This is a genomic window from Paraliomyxa miuraensis, from assembly GCF_026337845.1.
GTDB classification, from domain to species: domain Bacteria; phylum Myxococcota_A; class Polyangia; order Nannocystales; family Nannocystaceae; genus Paraliomyxa; species Paraliomyxa miuraensis.
This window is the reverse complement of the sequence record NZ_JAOVZF010000133.1, coordinates 88,243-104,650: the sequence shown is the minus strand read 5'-3', so window position 1 is coordinate 104,650 and position 16,408 is coordinate 88,243. Positions and strand designations below refer to the sequence as shown.

Annotated in this window: 12 protein-coding genes; 8 read left to right on the top strand and 4 right to left on the bottom strand. The window is 69.2% G+C overall.

Annotated features, from left to right (window positions below; genetic code table 11):
* The first annotated feature begins 482 nt into the window (after nucleotides 1–482).
* The 6 genes from OEB96_RS04805 to OEB96_RS04780 all read left to right on the top strand — a co-directional run bounded on the left by OEB96_RS04805 (nucleotide 483) and on the right by OEB96_RS04780 (nucleotide 7,959).
* A complete protein-coding gene (locus OEB96_RS04805; protein WP_266214248.1) occupies nucleotides 483–2,279 on the top strand; it encodes a GmrSD restriction endonuclease domain-containing protein in 1,797 nt (598 codons plus the stop codon).
* 463 nt (nucleotides 2,280–2,742) lie between these two features.
* On the top strand, nucleotides 2,743–3,126 hold the full coding sequence (locus tag OEB96_RS04800) for a DUF952 domain-containing protein (protein WP_266214247.1): 384 nt from the start codon (nucleotides 2,743–2,745) through the stop codon (nucleotides 3,124–3,126).
* A 34-nt stretch (nucleotides 3,127–3,160) separates the two neighbouring features.
* Entirely contained in the window at nucleotides 3,161–3,706 is a 546-nt protein-coding gene (locus tag OEB96_RS04795) for a hypothetical protein (protein ID WP_266214246.1), read from the top strand.
* A gap of 57 nt (nucleotides 3,707–3,763) precedes the next feature.
* Nucleotides 3,764–4,948 carry a multinuclear nonheme iron-dependent oxidase gene (locus tag OEB96_RS04790; protein ID WP_266214245.1) on the top strand — a complete coding sequence of 395 codons (1,185 nt, stop codon included), beginning with the start codon at nucleotides 3,764–3,766 and terminating at the stop codon, nucleotides 4,946–4,948.
* 13 nt (nucleotides 4,949–4,961) lie between these two features.
* Nucleotides 4,962–7,190: a LuxR C-terminal-related transcriptional regulator gene (locus tag OEB96_RS04785; RefSeq protein ID WP_266214249.1), complete on the top strand. Its 2,229-nt coding sequence runs from the start codon at nucleotides 4,962–4,964 to the stop codon at nucleotides 7,188–7,190.
* A gap of 91 nt (nucleotides 7,191–7,281) precedes the next feature.
* Entirely contained in the window at nucleotides 7,282–7,959 is a 678-nt protein-coding gene (locus OEB96_RS04780; protein ID WP_266214244.1) for a Coq4 family protein, read from the top strand.
* A gap of 86 nt (nucleotides 7,960–8,045) precedes the next feature.
* Here the strand turns inward: OEB96_RS04780 and OEB96_RS04775 are convergent, their stop codons facing one another.
* The 3 genes from OEB96_RS04775 to OEB96_RS04765 are packed head-to-tail and all read right to left on the bottom strand — an operon-like array spanning nucleotide 8,046 to nucleotide 10,686.
* Complete coding sequence (locus OEB96_RS04775) at nucleotides 8,046–8,744, bottom strand: RNA polymerase sigma factor (protein ID WP_266214243.1); 699 nt, start codon at nucleotides 8,742–8,744, stop codon at nucleotides 8,046–8,048.
* Nucleotides 8,745–8,792: 48 nt separating this feature from the next.
* Nucleotides 8,793–9,146, bottom strand: coding sequence for a hypothetical protein (locus tag OEB96_RS04770; RefSeq protein ID WP_266214242.1), 354 nt, complete (start codon nucleotides 9,144–9,146; stop codon nucleotides 8,793–8,795).
* Between the two features lie 55 nt (nucleotides 9,147–9,201).
* Nucleotides 9,202–10,686 (bottom strand): amidase, encoded by a 1,485-nt coding sequence (locus OEB96_RS04765; protein WP_266214241.1) that lies wholly within the window; start codon nucleotides 10,684–10,686, stop codon nucleotides 9,202–9,204.
* A 162-nt stretch (nucleotides 10,687–10,848) separates the two neighbouring features.
* Between OEB96_RS04765 and typA the strand changes: the two genes are divergently transcribed.
* Together typA and OEB96_RS04755 are read left to right on the top strand one after the other, a co-directional pair.
* Nucleotides 10,849–12,735 carry a translational GTPase TypA gene (typA, locus tag OEB96_RS04760; protein WP_266214240.1) on the top strand — a complete coding sequence of 629 codons (1,887 nt, stop codon included), beginning with the start codon at nucleotides 10,849–10,851 and terminating at the stop codon, nucleotides 12,733–12,735.
* A 47-nt stretch (nucleotides 12,736–12,782) separates the two neighbouring features.
* Complete coding sequence (locus OEB96_RS04755; RefSeq protein ID WP_266214239.1) at nucleotides 12,783–15,542, top strand: serine/threonine-protein kinase; 2,760 nt, start codon at nucleotides 12,783–12,785, stop codon at nucleotides 15,540–15,542.
* Here the strand turns inward: OEB96_RS04755 and OEB96_RS04750 are convergent.
* Nucleotides 15,527–16,393, bottom strand: a complete 867-nt coding sequence (locus OEB96_RS04750) for a DUF1266 domain-containing protein (RefSeq protein ID WP_266214238.1) — start codon at nucleotides 16,391–16,393, stop codon at nucleotides 15,527–15,529. The two genes, OEB96_RS04755 and OEB96_RS04750, sit on opposite strands and share 16 nt — an antisense overlap.
* Between the last annotated feature and the right edge of the window lie 15 nt (nucleotides 16,394–16,408).

Sequence of the window (16,408 nt, the reverse complement as noted above, 5' to 3'; positions counted from 1 at the left end):
TTGCCTGACGCAAACCCCTCAACAACCGGCCCTTCAGGTGAAATCCCGCCTATTGTGCTTTTCGAGCGCTTGGTTCAGGCCTAGGGGAGCGGATTTTAAGAATGTCGTCGTCATGCGTGAAGTCGGTGTCTTCTCCGCCCATTCACGAACTATACGCGTCATTCCGCGCTCCGTGAACCGTGGGGGGCTGGTGTGATAGGAGGACACCTCAGCGCGGAACATGGGCGAGAAAAGTTGACAGGAAGCGTCGCGTCGGATTTGCCCTCATCCACCCGGGTTACCCGTTCCACCGGACATCCGTCAGATGGGGCTCATAGGGCCATACGGTACATATGGCCAGGAACATAGCCTCGCGGACTGGCAGCTGGTCGATCGGCTGGTCGCTGACTGTGGATAGGAGAGCATGACGGCCCTCGACGCCAGCCCTGGACATCCCTTGGTCCCCAGTGTAGATTCCTGTGGCGCAAGGGGCGCCAAACGCCATGGCCGGAAAACGCAAGCAAGACCTTACTGTCAAGGGAGAGTCGATCGAGCAGGTCTATCGCAGCTACAGAGACAGGCGATATCTCGTCAATCGACGATATCAGCGCAAACTGGTCTGGACCGTCGAGGAGAAACAGAGATTCATCGATTCCATCGCCCACGGCTTTCCGGTGCCGATTATTCTCCTGGCGGAGGCGTCGCGGGGGGGCCGGAGCTATCACGAGATCATTGATGGGATGCAGCGACTTGACGCCATCACTTCATTCATCGAAAACGTCTACGCTCTGCATGTTGATGACAATGCCTTTTTCTTTGACCTGAATACGATGGCCTCGACCAAGGCTCTCTTGGACGAAGGCGTACTCGCTCAGCGGGAGCCTGTCCTGGATCGCTCACTCTGCGTTACGATAGCCTCGTACACACTGCCGCTTTCGGTCTATGAATTCGCGGAAGACGGACAGGTCGACGAGGTGTTTAGGAGAATCAACTCCGGTGGTCGGCAGCTTTCGCGACAAGAACTGAGGATGGCCGGCTCGATTGGGCCCTTCACCGCTGCGGTTCGGATCACAGCAAGTCGCCTTCGCGGAGATTCGTCTACATCGGATGAATTAGCTCTCAATGACATGGCGCGGATCAGCCTGTCCAACCGGGATTTGAAGTACGGAATTCCTGTGGATGATGTCTTCTGGGTCAAGCACAGTATCCTGACAAAGGAGCAGGTTCGCGAATCACGCGACGAAGAGTTAATTGCTGATATTCTTGCCTACGTGCTAATTAGCCCAAAGCCATCGTCACGAAGTGAGTATCTCGACGACTACTTCGGCCTCGGTCGGTCCGAAGTCTCTGAGAAGCGCCGATCCGATTTGGAGCTTGAGGTCCAGAAGCGAACGATCGAAGTTGTCGCCGCTGACTTTCAGCGGGTTATTGACGAATTGCTCTCTGTACTAGGGCATGCTCAATGCAGCTTTGGCGAATTGCTCTTTGGGCAACCCCCGCAACGTGCCCCAAGGTATTTTCAGGTCGTATTCCTTGCGTTGTATCATCTTCTCGTCGAGAAAAATATGAGGATTGCCTCTCGCGATGGAGCGGCAGATGCTCTCCGCAATGCTGGTGGTGACATCAAAATTCAAGAGGGAGGGCGTTGGGGGGCAGAAAGTAGAAGCCGCGCCGTGGATAGCATGGTAGGGGTTCTCCAAAGATCGTTTGAAGAAGCGCATAATAACGATCCCGCCGTAGCACGTTGGGTTCTCCAATTCGAGAATCTGCTAACCAACTCTTTCACTGAACAGCCGTGCTATGATTTTAAGCAGGGGTTCTTGCGCCTTGACAAAAACGCGAAGATCGATCAGGCTTCCATCAGCAAGGTTCTTGAGACTCTCGTTGGTATCGCGAATATTGGGCCACGAGCCACTGGGTACGTAATCATTGGTGTTACCGACAAATCCGCGGACGCAATGCGGATTCAGCAGTTGTATGGCGTGTCGTCGACAGTCTACAGAGGGTTCCATGTCGTGGGCATAGAACATGAGGCGCAAGCTTGTGGTAGGAACCTTGATCAACATTTTCAGTGGCTAGCAGACCAGGTTGTCAAGTCTGACATTTCGGAGCCTCTAAGAAGCCACGTCCGCAATCATATGAGACTCATTCGCTACTACGACAAGGCTGTGATCGTCCTTGAATCCAAGGCCCAGAAGCATCCTTCGCACATGGCCGGTCGCTATTTTGATCGCAGCGGGGCACAGTTGTCGGAGATTCTACCCGCAGATCTTGCCACACTCTTCGAGCGCTTCAGTTGATGTCAATAGGCTGAAGAACGCATGCCATGCATAGTGACGCCCCCGTCATGCATGGCTGCGTTGCTCGTCAGTCATTTGCGCCCGACAAGATCCATCGTCCTCTAGTCCTAAAACAAGCGCTTGCGGTGAGAAGTCGGCCCGCCCATCACGCCGGGCTGCTGAGCGCATGAGTCCCCCTCCGAAGCTCGGAGGCTCGGCGCGGTGGGCTCGGTTTTCCGGTTTTCCTGGAAGTAGCTCCTTTCGATCGCAGCGCGAGAGGTTGACGAGCAAGCGCCGTCCGTCGGAGGGCACCATTGCCGACCAACGGGCCGTGCTCACGCGGCGCCGAGGCTGCCGCGGCGCTCCGTCCCGGGCGGCGTGGCAGCCATGCCACGCCCGAAGACGACAAGGTCCCGACGCTCGCGGCCTTCGTCCCTCGCTACATCGAGGGCTACTGCCACCCCTGAACATCACTCCTCAATCAATGCCCACCGCGCCCATCTACAAGATCTGCCCCGCCTCCCACTGGCGCACCTGCCAGCAGACCGGCCGTCTCCCGCTCTCGCCCGTCGACGCGGCCGATGGCTTCATCCACCTCTCCGCCGCCCACCAGGTGCAACAGACCGCGGCCAGGCACTTCCGCCACCAGCCCGATCTCGTCCTGCTCGAGGTCGATCCCGATCGCCTGCCCCCGGGTGCCCTGCGCTGGGAGGTCTCGCGCGGTGGCGACCGCTTCCCGCACCTCTACGGCGATCTCCCCGCCTCCGCCGTGCTCCGCGCGACCCCGGCTCCCCTGGACGCCAACGGCATCCCCATGCTCTCGGTGGCCCCGGACCCCCCGCCTCCCGACGATTCTGCCTTGGCGTAGATCGACCCCGAGCGCCGCCCGTTTGGTGACCCCCATGCGATTGCCGGCGAAGCTCCTGGGGTGCATGCGAGTGGGCGTGGGCGTGGGTGCGGTGATGTTGGGTGGTTGTGACCTGGTCGACGAGGCCAAGGCACGGGCGCTGGGCGAGGAGGAGGCGGTGGCGGAGCAGACCGCGGCCGACCCCGCGCCGCAGGCCCAGCCGACCTCCACCCCCGACTCCCCCGAGCCAATGCTGCTGGGACGCAGCCCGCTGGCGACCGCGGTCGAGCAGGCGGTGACCCGCGCGACCCCGACCGCGCCGCCGCCCATCAATGACCTCGGGGACCTCGACCGACCCTCCACTCCGCCGTCCGTCCGCTCGACCACCGAGCCCGAGGGCTCCCGCCCGTTCATCCCCTACGACGACGGCACCGGCACGCTCGCCCTCGCGCCGCTGACCACCAAGAGCACCAAGACCACCAAGCCGCGCCCGCGCAAGTCCAAGGTCGCGCGTCCGGTCGACGAGCCCTGCGATCCCCAGCTCGTCGCCGTGGACCCGCCCCGTGGCAAGTGGGACTGCCCCGCCTGCGGCCGCGGCTGAGCGTAGCGCACGGCCAGCGAAATCGAGGGCGGGAGCCTATGCTCCAGTCTCCCGCCCATGATCCACGTTGGCCTGTCGCTGATGATCGAGGAGCCGTTCCGACGCGCCGTGCTGCCGCTGTTCGAGGCGGGCGTGGTGGATGCACTCGAGTACAGCTTCGAGATCGGCTGGGGCCGACACCCGGGGCCGGACTTGCTGCCGGATTGGGCGGAGGCGCTGCTCGACCACTATGCCGAGGCCGGCCGCCTGTGGGGTCACGGCGTGACGATGTCGCCGTTCTCGGTGCATGCGCCCCACCACGATCGATGGCTGGCCCGCGTGGCCGAGGAGTGCCGACGACGAGCGTACGTCGGCGTGTCCGAGCACCACGGATTCATGGTCGCCGGCTCGCTCGATGGCGGTGCCCCCCTGCCGTTGCCGCCGGGCCCTGCCGCTGCCGCCACCGCAGTCGCGGCCCTGCGCCGCCTGGCCGAGGCCACCCGCACCCCGGTGGGCCTCGAGAACCTGGCGCTCGCGCTCGCCGAGGCCGACGTGCACGCCCAGGGTCCCTTGCTCGCTGAAGTGCTCGACGCGGTGGACGGCTACCTGGTGCTCGACCTGCACAACCTCCACTGCCAGGCGATCAACTTCGGGATCGATGCGCGCGCGCTGCTCTTGGCCCAGCCGCTCTCGCGGGTGCGCTGCATCCATGTGTCCGGCGGCTCGTGGTCCGAGCCGAGCGTGGGCGGTCGAGCCCGTCGCTTCCGCCGCGACACCCACGATCACGACGTGCCCGCCGCGGTGCACGAGCTGCTGCACCAGGCGCTCCCGCACTGCCCGAGGCTCGAGCTGGTGGTGCTCGAGCGGATCGGCTTCACCCTCGAGGGCCCTGCGGCCGGCGAGCGCCTGCGCGAGGACTTCATGCGGCTACGGGCCGCGGTGGAAGGGCACGGCGCCTCCGTACCGACACCGCAGGCGCACGAGGCCCACGCGGCGCAGGCCGCAGCCGACGACGCGGATGAGCGCGTGCTGCACCACTGGCAGACGCAGCTGCTGCAGCGCCTGCTCGAAGGCCAGCCTCCCGAGACGATCCGAGCCGCGCTGCTCGCCGACCCCGAGCTGCGACCGCTGCACGCCCACGCCGCTGGCCTCGATCTCCACGCGCTCGAGGTCGCGAGGGCGCTGGTCGCCAAGTGGCGACCCACCACCTCGCGTCATGGGCATCGCGGGCGAGACTACCGCGACGACGGCGGAGCCTCGTAGACTCGTGGCCGCAATGGACGATGCGCTGTCCACGTGGTGCGTGGAGCAAGGGCTCGGCCCGGACGAGCTCGCGCCTCCCGAGCCATCGTCCGATCGAGATGGACGGCCGCTGCTGCGACCGCGGGTGATGGAGGCGCTCGACGAGCTCGGCGAGTCCGGAGTGCTGGTGGTGACCGGCCCCGCAGGAGCGGGCAAGTCGATCGCGGTCGCCCAGTGGCTCGCGGCCGGCTCGCGGTCGTTCGGTTGGCTCACGCTCGATGCCAGCGATGCGGATCCCGCCACGCTGGTGCGCGGGATCCTGGGCGCGCTGGTCAGGCGGGCCGTGGTGCCGCCGCCTCCGCGGCTCCCACCGTCGCACGAGTCCGTCGACGCGCACGCATGGTGGATCGAGCACGTGGTGCTGCCGCTCTCCGACCCGGGCCCACCGGTGACGCTGGTGCTCGACGACGTCCATGCGCTGCCACCCGGGGCGGGGTGTGAGGCTCTCGCGGCGCTGCTGCACGATCGACCCGCGCGGCTGTCGGTGGCGCTCGTGGGTCGAGAGCTGCCGCCGCTGCCCCTGGCCCGGCTCGAGGCCGCGGGAGCGGTGGGGCGGCTGCCGTCGTCCACGCTGTGGCTTCGGCCCGAGGAGTCCGATGCATGGCTGCGCGCGCGGCTGGGCCCCGCGGCGACGCCCGAGCAGCGGGCGGAGCTCCACGCCCGCGCCGAGGGCTGGCCGGCGGCGCTCTCGCTGCTGGCGCTCGCCTGGGCCTCGCGAGGCGAGTCGTCCTCGCGGCGCGCGCTCGACTTCGTGGCCGAGGAAGTGCTCGATGCCATGACGCCCGAGCACCTGGGCGTGCTGCTCGACTGTGCCGTGCTCGAGCGGCTCACCGCGCCGGCGTGCGCGGCCCTGACCGCGAGCGAGGACGTCGAGCCCATGCTCTGGGCGCTGGTCGACAAGGGCCTGGTGGCGGCAATGGGGCAGGGGGAGGGCTGGCAGGTGCAGCCGCTCGTGCGAGCGGCCCTGCGGCGACGGCTGTCGCCCGAGCACCGGGCACGACAGCACGAGGCGCTGGCACGTCATCTCGCCGCGCGAGGTCGACTCGACGAGGCGATCGAGCATGCGCTGCGGTCGGATGGTGGGGCGCTGCGGGTCGAGCTCGCCACGGTGCACGGGTTCTCGCTGCTTCGAGAGCGCCGCATGGGGCTGCTCCAGCGCTTGCTCCGTGCGATCGACGAGCCGGTGCGCCAGGGCTCGTCGCTGTTGGCCACGCTCTGGGCCTGGGCGGCGCTGCGGCATGCACCCGAGCGGGCTCGCGAGGCGCTCGCGCATGCGCGGGGGGTGGTCGGATCGTCGGAGCCCGCGCTGCAGGGCTCGCTCGATGCCCTCGAGGGGTTCGTGTCGCTGCGGCTCGGAGGGACGCCAGCCCGACTCGAGGCTCACCTCGAGGACGATCGCGGGCTGCCCACGGGATTGGTGGTGGCGCTCGCGGTCGGAGCCGGCCTCGGTGCCGAGCAGGCGGGCGATCCCTCGCGTGCGCTCGCCCGCTACGAGCGCGCGGCTCGCCTGGCCCTGGTGGCCACGCCCGCGCTGCCTTCGGGGCTCACGGCCATGGCCCATCGCGCCCGCGTGCTGCGGCGACTGGGTCGCGGCGAAGAGGCGCGACGCGTGATCGACGAGGGGCGTGCGGCGATCGACGAGCACGGGTGGACGGCGTTGCCGGTCGTGGCGGAGCTCGAGCTCGAGCAGGCCATGCTCGAGTTCGACGCCGGCCAGCTCGACGAGGCGGAGCACCGCACGATCGCAGGTCTCGGTGCGCTGCGCCTGGGCGACGATCCGGCCGCGATCGCACGCGGGCTGCTGGGGCTGGCGATCATCCGTCGCCGCCGAGGTGACGCCGAGGGTGCGGCCGATGCCGCCGCCGAGGCCGAGACCGTCGCCCGCGGCGCGGGGATCCCCCCGTTGGTCGCCGCCGCCCGCCAGGTGATCGAGTCCGGCGAGCCCGCACTCGTCGCTCCCTCGATGGGAGCTCGGGCCCAGGCCCACGACGCGGCCAAGCCCGAGCCCGAGCCGATCAGCACGCGCGAGCTCGAGGTGCTACGGCTGGTCGCACAGGGCCTGTCCAATCAGGTGGTGGCGCGACGGCTGTTCATCTCGCCGGTGACGGTCAAGACCCACGTGCACAACATCCTGGGCAAGCTCGGAGCTCGCAACCGCACCGAGGCGGTGCACCGGGCGCGTACGCTGGGGCTGCTCGCGTGACCTGCGCTTATCGCGCAGGATCGAAATACACCCTTCGGACGATGGCGCTCCACCCCTGGAGATCCACGCTGCACCCATCGAAGGAGCCACCATGACCCTCTCTCCGACCCCCTCCCCGAGCCGGTTCGGCAGCGTCCTCACCATGATCCGCATCATCGCCGCCCACGGCACGCGGCGGTCGGGCGACATCGCGATCCACAAGGCCGATGCGTTCCTCGGGCGCATGCGCCCCGAGCTGGCGGCGGCGCTGCGTCGGGTCGAGCCGGTGGTGCCCGCGATCGACCTGCCCGCGCTGCGCTCGCTGCCCGAGCGCAGCTTCGGTCGCGCCTACGCGCGCTTCCTCGACGACAACGGCCTGCATCCGTTCGTGGTCACCGAGCTGACCTCGTCGCAGGTCATGCAGCGCAACCTCCACTGGGCACGCTACGCCGTGGTCCACGACATGTTCCACGTGCTGCTGAACGCAGGCTCGGATCTCGCAGGCGAGGCCAAGGTGTATGCGTTCACCCTGGCGCAGCGGATCTCGTGGGTGTTCTGGCTGTACCTGCCGCTGGCGATCGTGGTGATGCCGCTGCTGGCTCCGCATCGGTTCGGGGCGATGGTGCGGGGGTTTCGAGCGGGGTATGCCGCGGGCAAGCGGCTGCCGATGCTCATGGCGCAGCGGCTGGAGGATCGGTTCGGGGAGGGGCTCGAGGAGGTGCGCGCAGGGCTGGGCTTGCCCGCGGCAGGGCGCACCGCGGGGCTCGAGGCCGCGGCACGGGCGGCGTGACCCGGGTTCGGGTGGACGCTCGGCCGAGCTCGATCGCGACCCGCGGGCGCGCCATGTCTCGAACGGCGACGAGGAGCGCTCGAGGCTCAGTCGTGGCCGCCGCACGACGGCTTGGGGCCGCCGCAGGTGCAGTCGAGGCAGCCATGCTCGGCACAGGTGCCGCACGAGCGGGCGACCTGCTTGCGCAGGGCCTGCCGGGCGCGGAACACCCGAACGCCGGCGTTGTTGGCGGTGATGCCGATCGCGGCCGCGTAGTCCTTGACCGCCTGGCCTTCCACGTCGATGCGGAGGATCGCGTCGGCGTAGGCGGGGTCGAGGTCGGTCGCCAGAGCGAGCACGCAGCGGCACGCCACGTCGAGCACTTCCGGGCCCGGCGCCGCGCTGGCCTCGAGCTCGCGGGCAAAGGCGTCGATCCCCCGCCCCGCGCCGTGGCTCCGGCGATGGTGGTCGATCACCGCATTGCGGAGCGAGCGGTAGAACCACGCGATCACGGACTCTTCGTCGCGCACTTGGTCGAGGCGATCGAGCCCGCGCACGAAGGCATCTTGTACGATGTCCTCGGCGAGGGCTCGGTCTCCGACGCGACGCTCCACGAACGACAGGAACGCGCGATGGTTGCCGACCAAGCGGTCGACGACCTCGCGCGGGACGGATGGGGAGGTGCTCGATGCCACGACCATCGCGGAGCGTAGCAGGGCCTCGGTGGCAGGTGCCCCCATGCGGGGGTGACAGCAGGCCGAGGGCGCATCCGGGCGCCCGTGCTCGGGCATCGTGCAGGTGCTCATGTCAAGCCGACGCAGCCGCCCTGGCTGCATTACACGGCTCGTGCGTGCTCACGGCACCACCATCGTCTCCACCCACGGAACCCGGCAATCGAGCGTGACCGGCTGGCTGACGGTCCGCTCGACCGCCTTGCGCGCCTGCTCGGCGTGCGCGGGCGAGGTCGCCACCACGTGCACGACCAGCACCTTGGCGCCATCGAGCTCGCCAACGTAGATCGTGCCCAGGCCCTCGGCCGCGCGATCGAGACCTCGAAGCGCGCGGACGACGTTGGGGCGCTCCGTCATCAGCGAGGCCGGGCCCACCACCACCGAGAGCAACTCGCAGTGCGGGCGGCTCCCGGGCACGGCGCCGCGGCCGGCCAGGTTGGTGCGCAGCAGATCGGTCTTCCACCGCGGCGGCAGCACCACCAGGTCCTTGGCGGTGGGGTGCGTGGTGGCGACGATCGTTCGACCGATGGCGCTACTCGAGCCAGTCCGGCTGCACCCGTTCCCAGCGCAGCTCTGCCTCGAGCTGCGCGGCCACCCGCAGCAGCGTGCCCTCCTCGCCGAAGCGCGCCGCGAGCTGCACGCCCACCGGCAGCCCCGTGGCGGTGCGGTGCACGGGCAGCGAGATCGCCGGCTGGCCGGTGATGTTGAACAGCTGCGTGTTGGGGTAGGCCGCGAATTGCCTGCGCGCGGCCACCAGCGCCTGCCGCAGCAGCATGGGCAGCGGCAGCCGCCGGAGCACTTCCAGGCCCACGCGCTCGACCGGCGTGGGCATCAGCGCTCCGATCTCCGCGGGTGGCTTGGCGGTGGTCGACGTGAGCAGCAGATCGTAGCGCTGGAAGAACCGGGCCACGGACCAGCGCGTCTTGCCCTGGATGTTGTGCAGCTCCATCAGCCGCCCGGCGCTCAGGGTGCGGCCGATCTCCCGCAGCACCCACGTGGCCAGCTCCACGTCTCGGGGCCGAACCCTGCGCCCCGTGGTGCGCTCGGCGTGGGCGAGGTCGCCGTAGACGTTGGCGGCCACCGTGCTCAGGTAGGCATCGGCCGTGGCCTCGCGGTCGAAGTCGGGGCGGGCCGGCTCCACGTCGTGCCCGAGCCTGGCCAGGTGCTCGGCCGTGCGCTCCACCGCGGTGCGGCACTCGGGATCGGTGCTGCCGAGCAGCAGCGGATCGAGGGTGAAGGCGATCCGCAGCCTCCCGGGGTCGCGCCCCACCTCGTCCACGAACGGTCGCTCGGGCACGGGGGCGTGGTAGGGCGAGCCGAGCTCCGGTCCGGCGATCACGTCGAGCAAGAGCGCCGTGTCGCGCACGGTACGAGTGACCGCGTGCTGGCACACGTAGCCCGACCACTTCTCCTCGCGATCGGGACCCACCGGCGTGCGCCCGCGCGTGGGCTTGAGCCCCACCAGACCGCACGACGAGGCGGGGATGCGGATCGATCCCCCACCGTCGCCCGCGTGGGCGGCCGGCACCAGGCGCGCGGCCACGGCCGCGGCCGATCCTCCGCTGCTGCCACCGGGAGTGTGCTCGGCGTGGTAGGGGTTGCGCGTGGGCCCGTGCAGCGCGGGCTCGGTCACTCCCATGATGCCCAGCTCCGGGGTGTTGGTCTTGCCGACCACCACCAACCCCGCGGCCTTGTAGCGACGGACCAGCTCGCTGTCGCGCTGGGGCACGTCGCCCGCGAAGTAGCGGCTGCCCGAGGTGGTGGGAACCCCGGCATGGTCGGCGAGCAGATCCTTGAGCAGGAACGGAACCCCTCGCAGGGGGCCGTCGGGCAGCGCTGCGGCAGCGACGGTGCGCGCCTGCTCGAACATGCGACGGACGACCGCGTTGAGCCGTGGGTCGTGGGCCTCGATCTGCGCGATGGCTCGCTCCACGAGCTCGGCTGGCGTCACGTCACCGTCTCGTACGAGGGCGGCAAGGGCGGTCGCGTCGTGTTGGAGATATTCGTGGGCCTGCACCGCCGCGGCTATCTATCACGAACCGGCCCCGCTCCACCCGATCCCGGTCGGTCATGCGAGCGCACGCCCGACCGTGCCCCGACCATGCCCCGGCCACGGTGGATGCGCCGTGAGATCGCCGCCTTGCCACCCTCCCGCCTCCGGGCCAAAGTCCGCCCGCACATGGCCTCTCATCGGTCCCAGGTCCGCAACGTCGCGATCATCGCGCACGTCGATCACGGCAAGACCACGCTCGTGGACTCGCTGCTCTCCATCTCGGGGGCGTTCGCCCGCGGCGAGGGCGATGTCGCCCAGGCCATGGACTCGGGGGATCTCGAGCGCGAGCGTGGCATCACCATCACCAGCAAGCCCACCGCGTTGGCCCACGGCGACGTGCGCGTCAACCTGGTCGACACCCCGGGACACGCGGACTTCGGCGGCGAGGTCGAGCGCGTGCTCAACATGGTCGACGCGGTGCTGCTCATCGTCGACGCGGTGGAGGGCCCCATGCCCCAGACCCGCTTCGTGACCGAGAAGGCCGTCAAGCGCGGGCTGAAGGTGCTCTTGGTGGTCAACAAGATCGATCGCGCCGCGGCCGAGCCCCACCGGGCGGTCGACGCCACCTTCGATCTGCTGGCCGCGCTCGATGCCAGCGAGGAGCAGCTCGACTTCCCGGTGATCTACACCAGCGCGGTGGAGCGCTACGCGCTGCACGATCCCGAGGGCGAGCGGCTGTCGATGACCGCGGTGCTCGACATGGTCATCGAGCACGCGCCGGCCCCCGAGGTCGACGTGGAGCGTCCGCCGGCCATGTGGGTCTCGACCCTGCTGCACGATCCCTACCTGGGCTACCTGGCCATCGGTCGGATCCGCGACGGTCGCATCGAGATGGGCCGCCGCCTGGCGCTGATGCGCCCCGCTCCCGCGACCAGCGGCCAGGACGCGAGCGAGGGCGCCGCGGCCGAGGCGGCCAAGTGCGAGGAGACCTTTCGCGTGAGCAAGATCCTGGGCTTCCAGGGCCTGCACCGCTTCGAACTCGAGCGCGCCGAGGCGGGCGACATCGTGGCGGTGGCGGGCATGAGCTCGCTGCAGGTGGGCGACACGCTGACCGCCGAGTCCCCCGACGAGCGCACCGTGTTCCCCGCGCTCACCGTCGATCCGCCCACCATGACCATGCGGTTTCGGGTCAACGACGGGCCGTTCGCCGGCCTCGAGGGGCAGTGGGTCACCTCGCGAAAGCTGCGCGAGCGGCTGATGCGGGAGATCAAGTCCAACGTGGCGCTGCAGGTCGAGGACACCGAGTCGCCCGACGAGTTCGAGGTGCGGGGGCGCGGTGAGCTGCACCTGTCGGTGCTGATCGAGACCATGCGCCGCGAGGGCTACGAGCTGTGCGTGTCCAGGCCGCGGGTGATCCTGCGCGAGAGCGCCACCGGCAAGAGCGAGCCCTACGAGCGCGTGGTGGCGCAGTGCGACACCGAGTACACGGGCGCCGTGATCGAGCGCCTGGGCAAGCACGGCGAGATGCTGGTGATGGAGGAGGAGGGCCCCGGCCGCACCCGCATGGAGTTCCGCGTGCCCACGCGGGCGCTCATCGGCTATCGCTCGGAGTTCCTCACCCAGACCCGCGGCACCGGGGTGCTGTCGTCGATCTTCGACGGCTACGGGCGCTACCTGGGGCCCATCCGCCAGCGCGGGCACGGGGTGATCATCGTGCAGGACCCCGGCGAGACCATCACCTACTCGCTGCACCGCCTGCAGGATCGCGGCACGCTGTTCGTGGGGCCGCAGCTGCGGGTGTACGCGGGGATGATCATCGGCGCGCACAGCCGCGACACCGATCTCATCGTCAACCCCTGCATCACCAAGAAGCTCACCAACGTCCGCTCGGCCGGGGCCGACGAGAAGCTGTTCCTGACCCCGCCCAAGCTCCTCAGCCTCGAGCAGGCGCTGGCGTTCATCGAGGACGACGAGCTGTGCGAGGTCACACCCAAGAGCCTGCGGCTGCGCAAGCGGGTGCTCGACCACAACCTGAGAAAGCGCGACGAGAAGCGGGCGGCCGAGGCGGTCTGAGGGCTGCCGTGTGGATGTGACATCCCGTCGGGCTCGTCGGGGGTACGATGTCACATCCACGCGGGGCAGCGATCCGCATGCACGAACTCCAGGACGAGGACGAGGACGAGTCCACCGCACTCGACTCACCCGCGCAGCGGGCCGAGATGGCCTCGACTCCGGGGGCTCGCATCGGCCGCTTCGTGCTGCTGCGCCAGCTGGGTGCTGGAGGCATGGGGGTCGTCTACTCGGCCTATGACGAAGAACTCGATCGCCGCGTCGCGATCAAGCTCCTGCACCGCCACGACGATCGCAACGATCGCAATCGCATGCGTCGCGAGGCCCAGTCGCTCGCCAAGCTGTCCCATCCCAACGTGGTCGCGATCTACGAAGTGGGCGAGCACGCCGGGCGCTTGTTCCTGGCGATGGAGTACGTCAAGGGTCCCACGATGCGCGAGTGGCTCTCCGCGCAGCCGCGTGCGCTGGACGAGATCCTCGGGGTGCTCCGCCAAGCCGGTGAGGGGCTCGCCGCGGCCCACGATGTCGGACTCGTGCACCGCGACTTCAAGCCCGGCAACGTGCTGGTCGCCGACGACGGCCGCACCCGCGTGCTCGACTTCGGCCTCGCGCGCCGCTTCGCCTCTGCGACCGACGAGCTCACCGACGGCTCCCTCTCCGGCGACGTCGGCCCGGCCCTCGACGACCTCACCGAGGCCGGCACGGTGATGGGTACGCCCTCCTACATGCCGCCCGAGCAATTCGCAGGGACGGCCACCGACGCGCGCAGCGACCAGTGGAGCTTCTGCGTGACGGCCTGGGAGGCGGTCTACGGCCAGCGCCCATTCGTCGGCAGGAGCTACGCGGGCCTCGCCGAGGAGGTGCGCCGCGGTCGTGTCCAGCCTCCTCCATCGAGCCGTGACGTCCCCGGGTGGATCTTGCCGGTGCTCATGCGCGGGCTGGCCGTCGATCCCGCCAGGCGCCACCCGGACATGCGCAGCCTCATCGCCGCGCTCGATCGCACACCGCGGCGTCGTGGCGCCTGGGGGCTCGCGGTGGTGGGCATGATCGGCGTGCTGAGCCTGGGCTACGCCATGGGCATCGGCATGGGGGGCTCGAGCTCGTGCGTCGACGGAGCCGATCGGCTGGAGTCGCTGTGGGATCCGGACGTTCGGGCCGAGCTCCGCGAGGCCTTCATGCGCACCGCGATTCCCCACGCCGAGGTCGGCTTCGTCACGGCTTCGAATGCCCTCGACGACTTCGCATCCACCTGGAAGGAGGTGCACCTGCAGGTCTGCGAGGTGCCCCCGGGCCCCGAGGGCACGACCCTCTTCGATCGCGAGATGGCCTGCCTCGACGACCACCAGCGCGCGTTCCGGGCGGTGGTCGAAGTGCTCGTGCAAGCCGATCCCGGTGCGGTCGAGCACGCGGTGCAGCTCGCCGCATCGTTGCCCTCACCGCGCCGCTGTGGTGATGCCGAGGCGTTGCTGGCCAGCATCCCGCTGCCTCCACCCGAGCTCGCCGAGCCGGTGGGGGCCGTGCGCGAGCAGCTTGCAAGCGCATCGGCGCAGAGATTCGCCGGTCACCTCGTCGAGGCCGAACGGCTCGCGCGCGCGGCGTTCTCCGAGGCGACCGGCCTCGGTCATGCACCGCTCGAGGTCGAGGCCAAGGCCCGGCTCGGCGCCGCGCTCGTCGCCCGCAGCGAGCTCGAGCCCGCCCGCGAGCTGCTCGAGGACGCGTACTGGCAGGCGCTGCGCATCGGATACGACGAGCAGTCGGTCGAGATCGCAATCCTGCTGATCCACATCGTGGGCGACCGGCTGCAGCGCGTGGACGAGGGCCTTTCGTGGTTTCGCCAGGGCGAGGCGCTCGCCGCCCGAGCGGGCATCGACGACGTGCGCCTGGCCTGGATCCTCAACAACGCCGGCAACACGCATCTCCATGCGGCGCGCTTCGAAGAGGGGCGGGCCTTGTTCGAGCGGGCCCTCGACATCGCCGAGCGGGCCGATCCGCCCAACCCCGAAGCCATCGCCTCGTTCCTCAACAACCTCGGCGCCCTCGAGTATCAAAGAGGCAACCGCGAGGCGTCGCACCGGCACCAGCTGCGCAGCCTCGAGCTGCGCGTGGCGAACCTGGGCCCCACCCACCCGAGCGTGGTCTCCAACCTCATCAACCTCGGCAACATCGAGCTCGACGACGGTCGGATCGATGACGCGCGGTCGCGCTTCGTGCGGGCGCTCGAGGTGATCGGGGTCAACGGCAACCTCGACCGGATCCGCGAGGCCTTCACCCTGCTCGGCCTCGCCCGCGTGGCCTCGGCGCAGGGCGAGCATCGGGAGGGCGTCGAGCAGTTCCAGCGAGGGCTGGAGATCTTGCAGGAAGCCTTCGGCCCACGACACCCCACGGTGGGACTGGTCATGGTCAGCGCCGGGGAAGAATTCGACGTGCTCGGCCGCGCCGACGAGGCCCTCGACCACGTCGAGCGTGGGCTCGCCATCGCCGAGCCCGCGCTCGGCTCCGATCACCCCGACGTACTCGCAGCGAGGTCCACCCGGGCCAGGCTCCGGGCCCAGCGTGGTGAGCATGCGGAGATGGTGGCGGTGTACGGAGACATTGCGGTCGACGCGGAGCGAGTGCTGGGGGCGGAACACCGGCTCGTGGGGGAAGCGCTGAAGGGGCAAGGGCTCTCGCTCGTGGCCGTCGGGCGACATGCGGAGGCGGTGGGGGTGCTCGAGCGGGCCCTGGCGATGCACGAGGCGGACGAGGACGAGCGCGCACGGCTGGAGATCGAGCGCGGGTTGAAGGAGGCATCCGGCTACACTCCGCGGTGATGCGACGGACGTTGCTGGTCACCGGCGTGCTGATGGCGTGCGGACCGAAGTCTGACTCCGACGCCACGGCGGTTCCCGAGGCTCCACCGGTGAGATCCACCGACGCCATGCGCGGAGGTGGCTCGACGGTCGACCTGAGTGCGTCGAAGGGGATGATGAGGATCGAGGGCACCATCGACCAGGGTTCGTTGCCCGCTGCCTGGGCTGGTGCGATCTTCTTCCCGGCGATCGACCCATGGGTCCGGCCAACCTCTCGTCCAAGCCGATCCTTTCGATCCGAGCGCGTGCCGCCCCGAGCCGGCGCACACACCGTGGAGATCGACCACGTGAGGCTGAAGTGAGCCACGAAGGGCTTGGTCGGCCCCTGCTCTGCGCGTGATGGGCTGATCGATCCCTTCGGCCAGCGCGGGCCATCCGGTGTAGCCGTACTGCAGCATGGACTTGGCCTGCAGCGCGTAGCCCCACGACGTGGCCTCGTCGAGCCACCCCGCGCCCGCGCCGAGCCTCGCCAGCCAGATGATGCGTACGTGGTCGAAGGCAGGGGTGCACTCCCCGGCCACGTAGCGCTGGATCAGCGCGAGCAGCTCGTTGCGATCGGGCGTGCTCCACCCCTGCTGGATCTCGCGGCACGCGTCCTCGGGGTCCCAGTACGCAGGGTCGCCCACGTCGCCACGGTAGACCGCGAGCACGGCCTGCACCCAGTAGCGCTGCGGATCCTGGCGGTCGGCGTAGTAGCGGGCGTCGTGGCCCGACCCGGGGGCGCTGCGGCGAGCCCAGATCGAGTAGGCGATGATCCCGACGACGGTGAGTCCGCCAACGAGGTAGGGCGAGAGGGTCGCGACTTCCGGCATGGACGGCAATGGTAC

Coding starts and splice junctions, on each gene's coding strand:
- OEB96_RS04805 (WP_266214248.1), top strand. CDS start 483: ATGGCCGGAAAACGCAAGCAAGACCTTACTGTCAAGGGAGAGTCGATC.
- OEB96_RS04800 (WP_266214247.1), top strand. CDS start 2,743: ATGCCCACCGCGCCCATCTACAAGATCTGCCCCGCCTCCCACTGGCGC.
- OEB96_RS04795 (WP_266214246.1), top strand. CDS start 3,161: ATGCGATTGCCGGCGAAGCTCCTGGGGTGCATGCGAGTGGGCGTGGGC.
- OEB96_RS04790 (WP_266214245.1), top strand. CDS start 3,764: ATGATCCACGTTGGCCTGTCGCTGATGATCGAGGAGCCGTTCCGACGC.
- OEB96_RS04785 (WP_266214249.1), top strand. CDS start 4,962: ATGGACGATGCGCTGTCCACGTGGTGCGTGGAGCAAGGGCTCGGCCCG.
- OEB96_RS04780 (WP_266214244.1), top strand. CDS start 7,282: ATGACCCTCTCTCCGACCCCCTCCCCGAGCCGGTTCGGCAGCGTCCTC.
- OEB96_RS04775 (WP_266214243.1), bottom strand. CDS start 8,744: ATGAGCACCTGCACGATGCCCGAGCACGGGCGCCCGGATGCGCCCTCG.
- typA (WP_266214240.1), top strand. CDS start 10,849: ATGGCCTCTCATCGGTCCCAGGTCCGCAACGTCGCGATCATCGCGCAC.
- OEB96_RS04755 (WP_266214239.1), top strand. CDS start 12,783: ATGTCACATCCACGCGGGGCAGCGATCCGCATGCACGAACTCCAGGAC.
- OEB96_RS04750 (WP_266214238.1), bottom strand. CDS start 16,393: ATGCCGGAAGTCGCGACCCTCTCGCCCTACCTCGTTGGCGGACTCACC.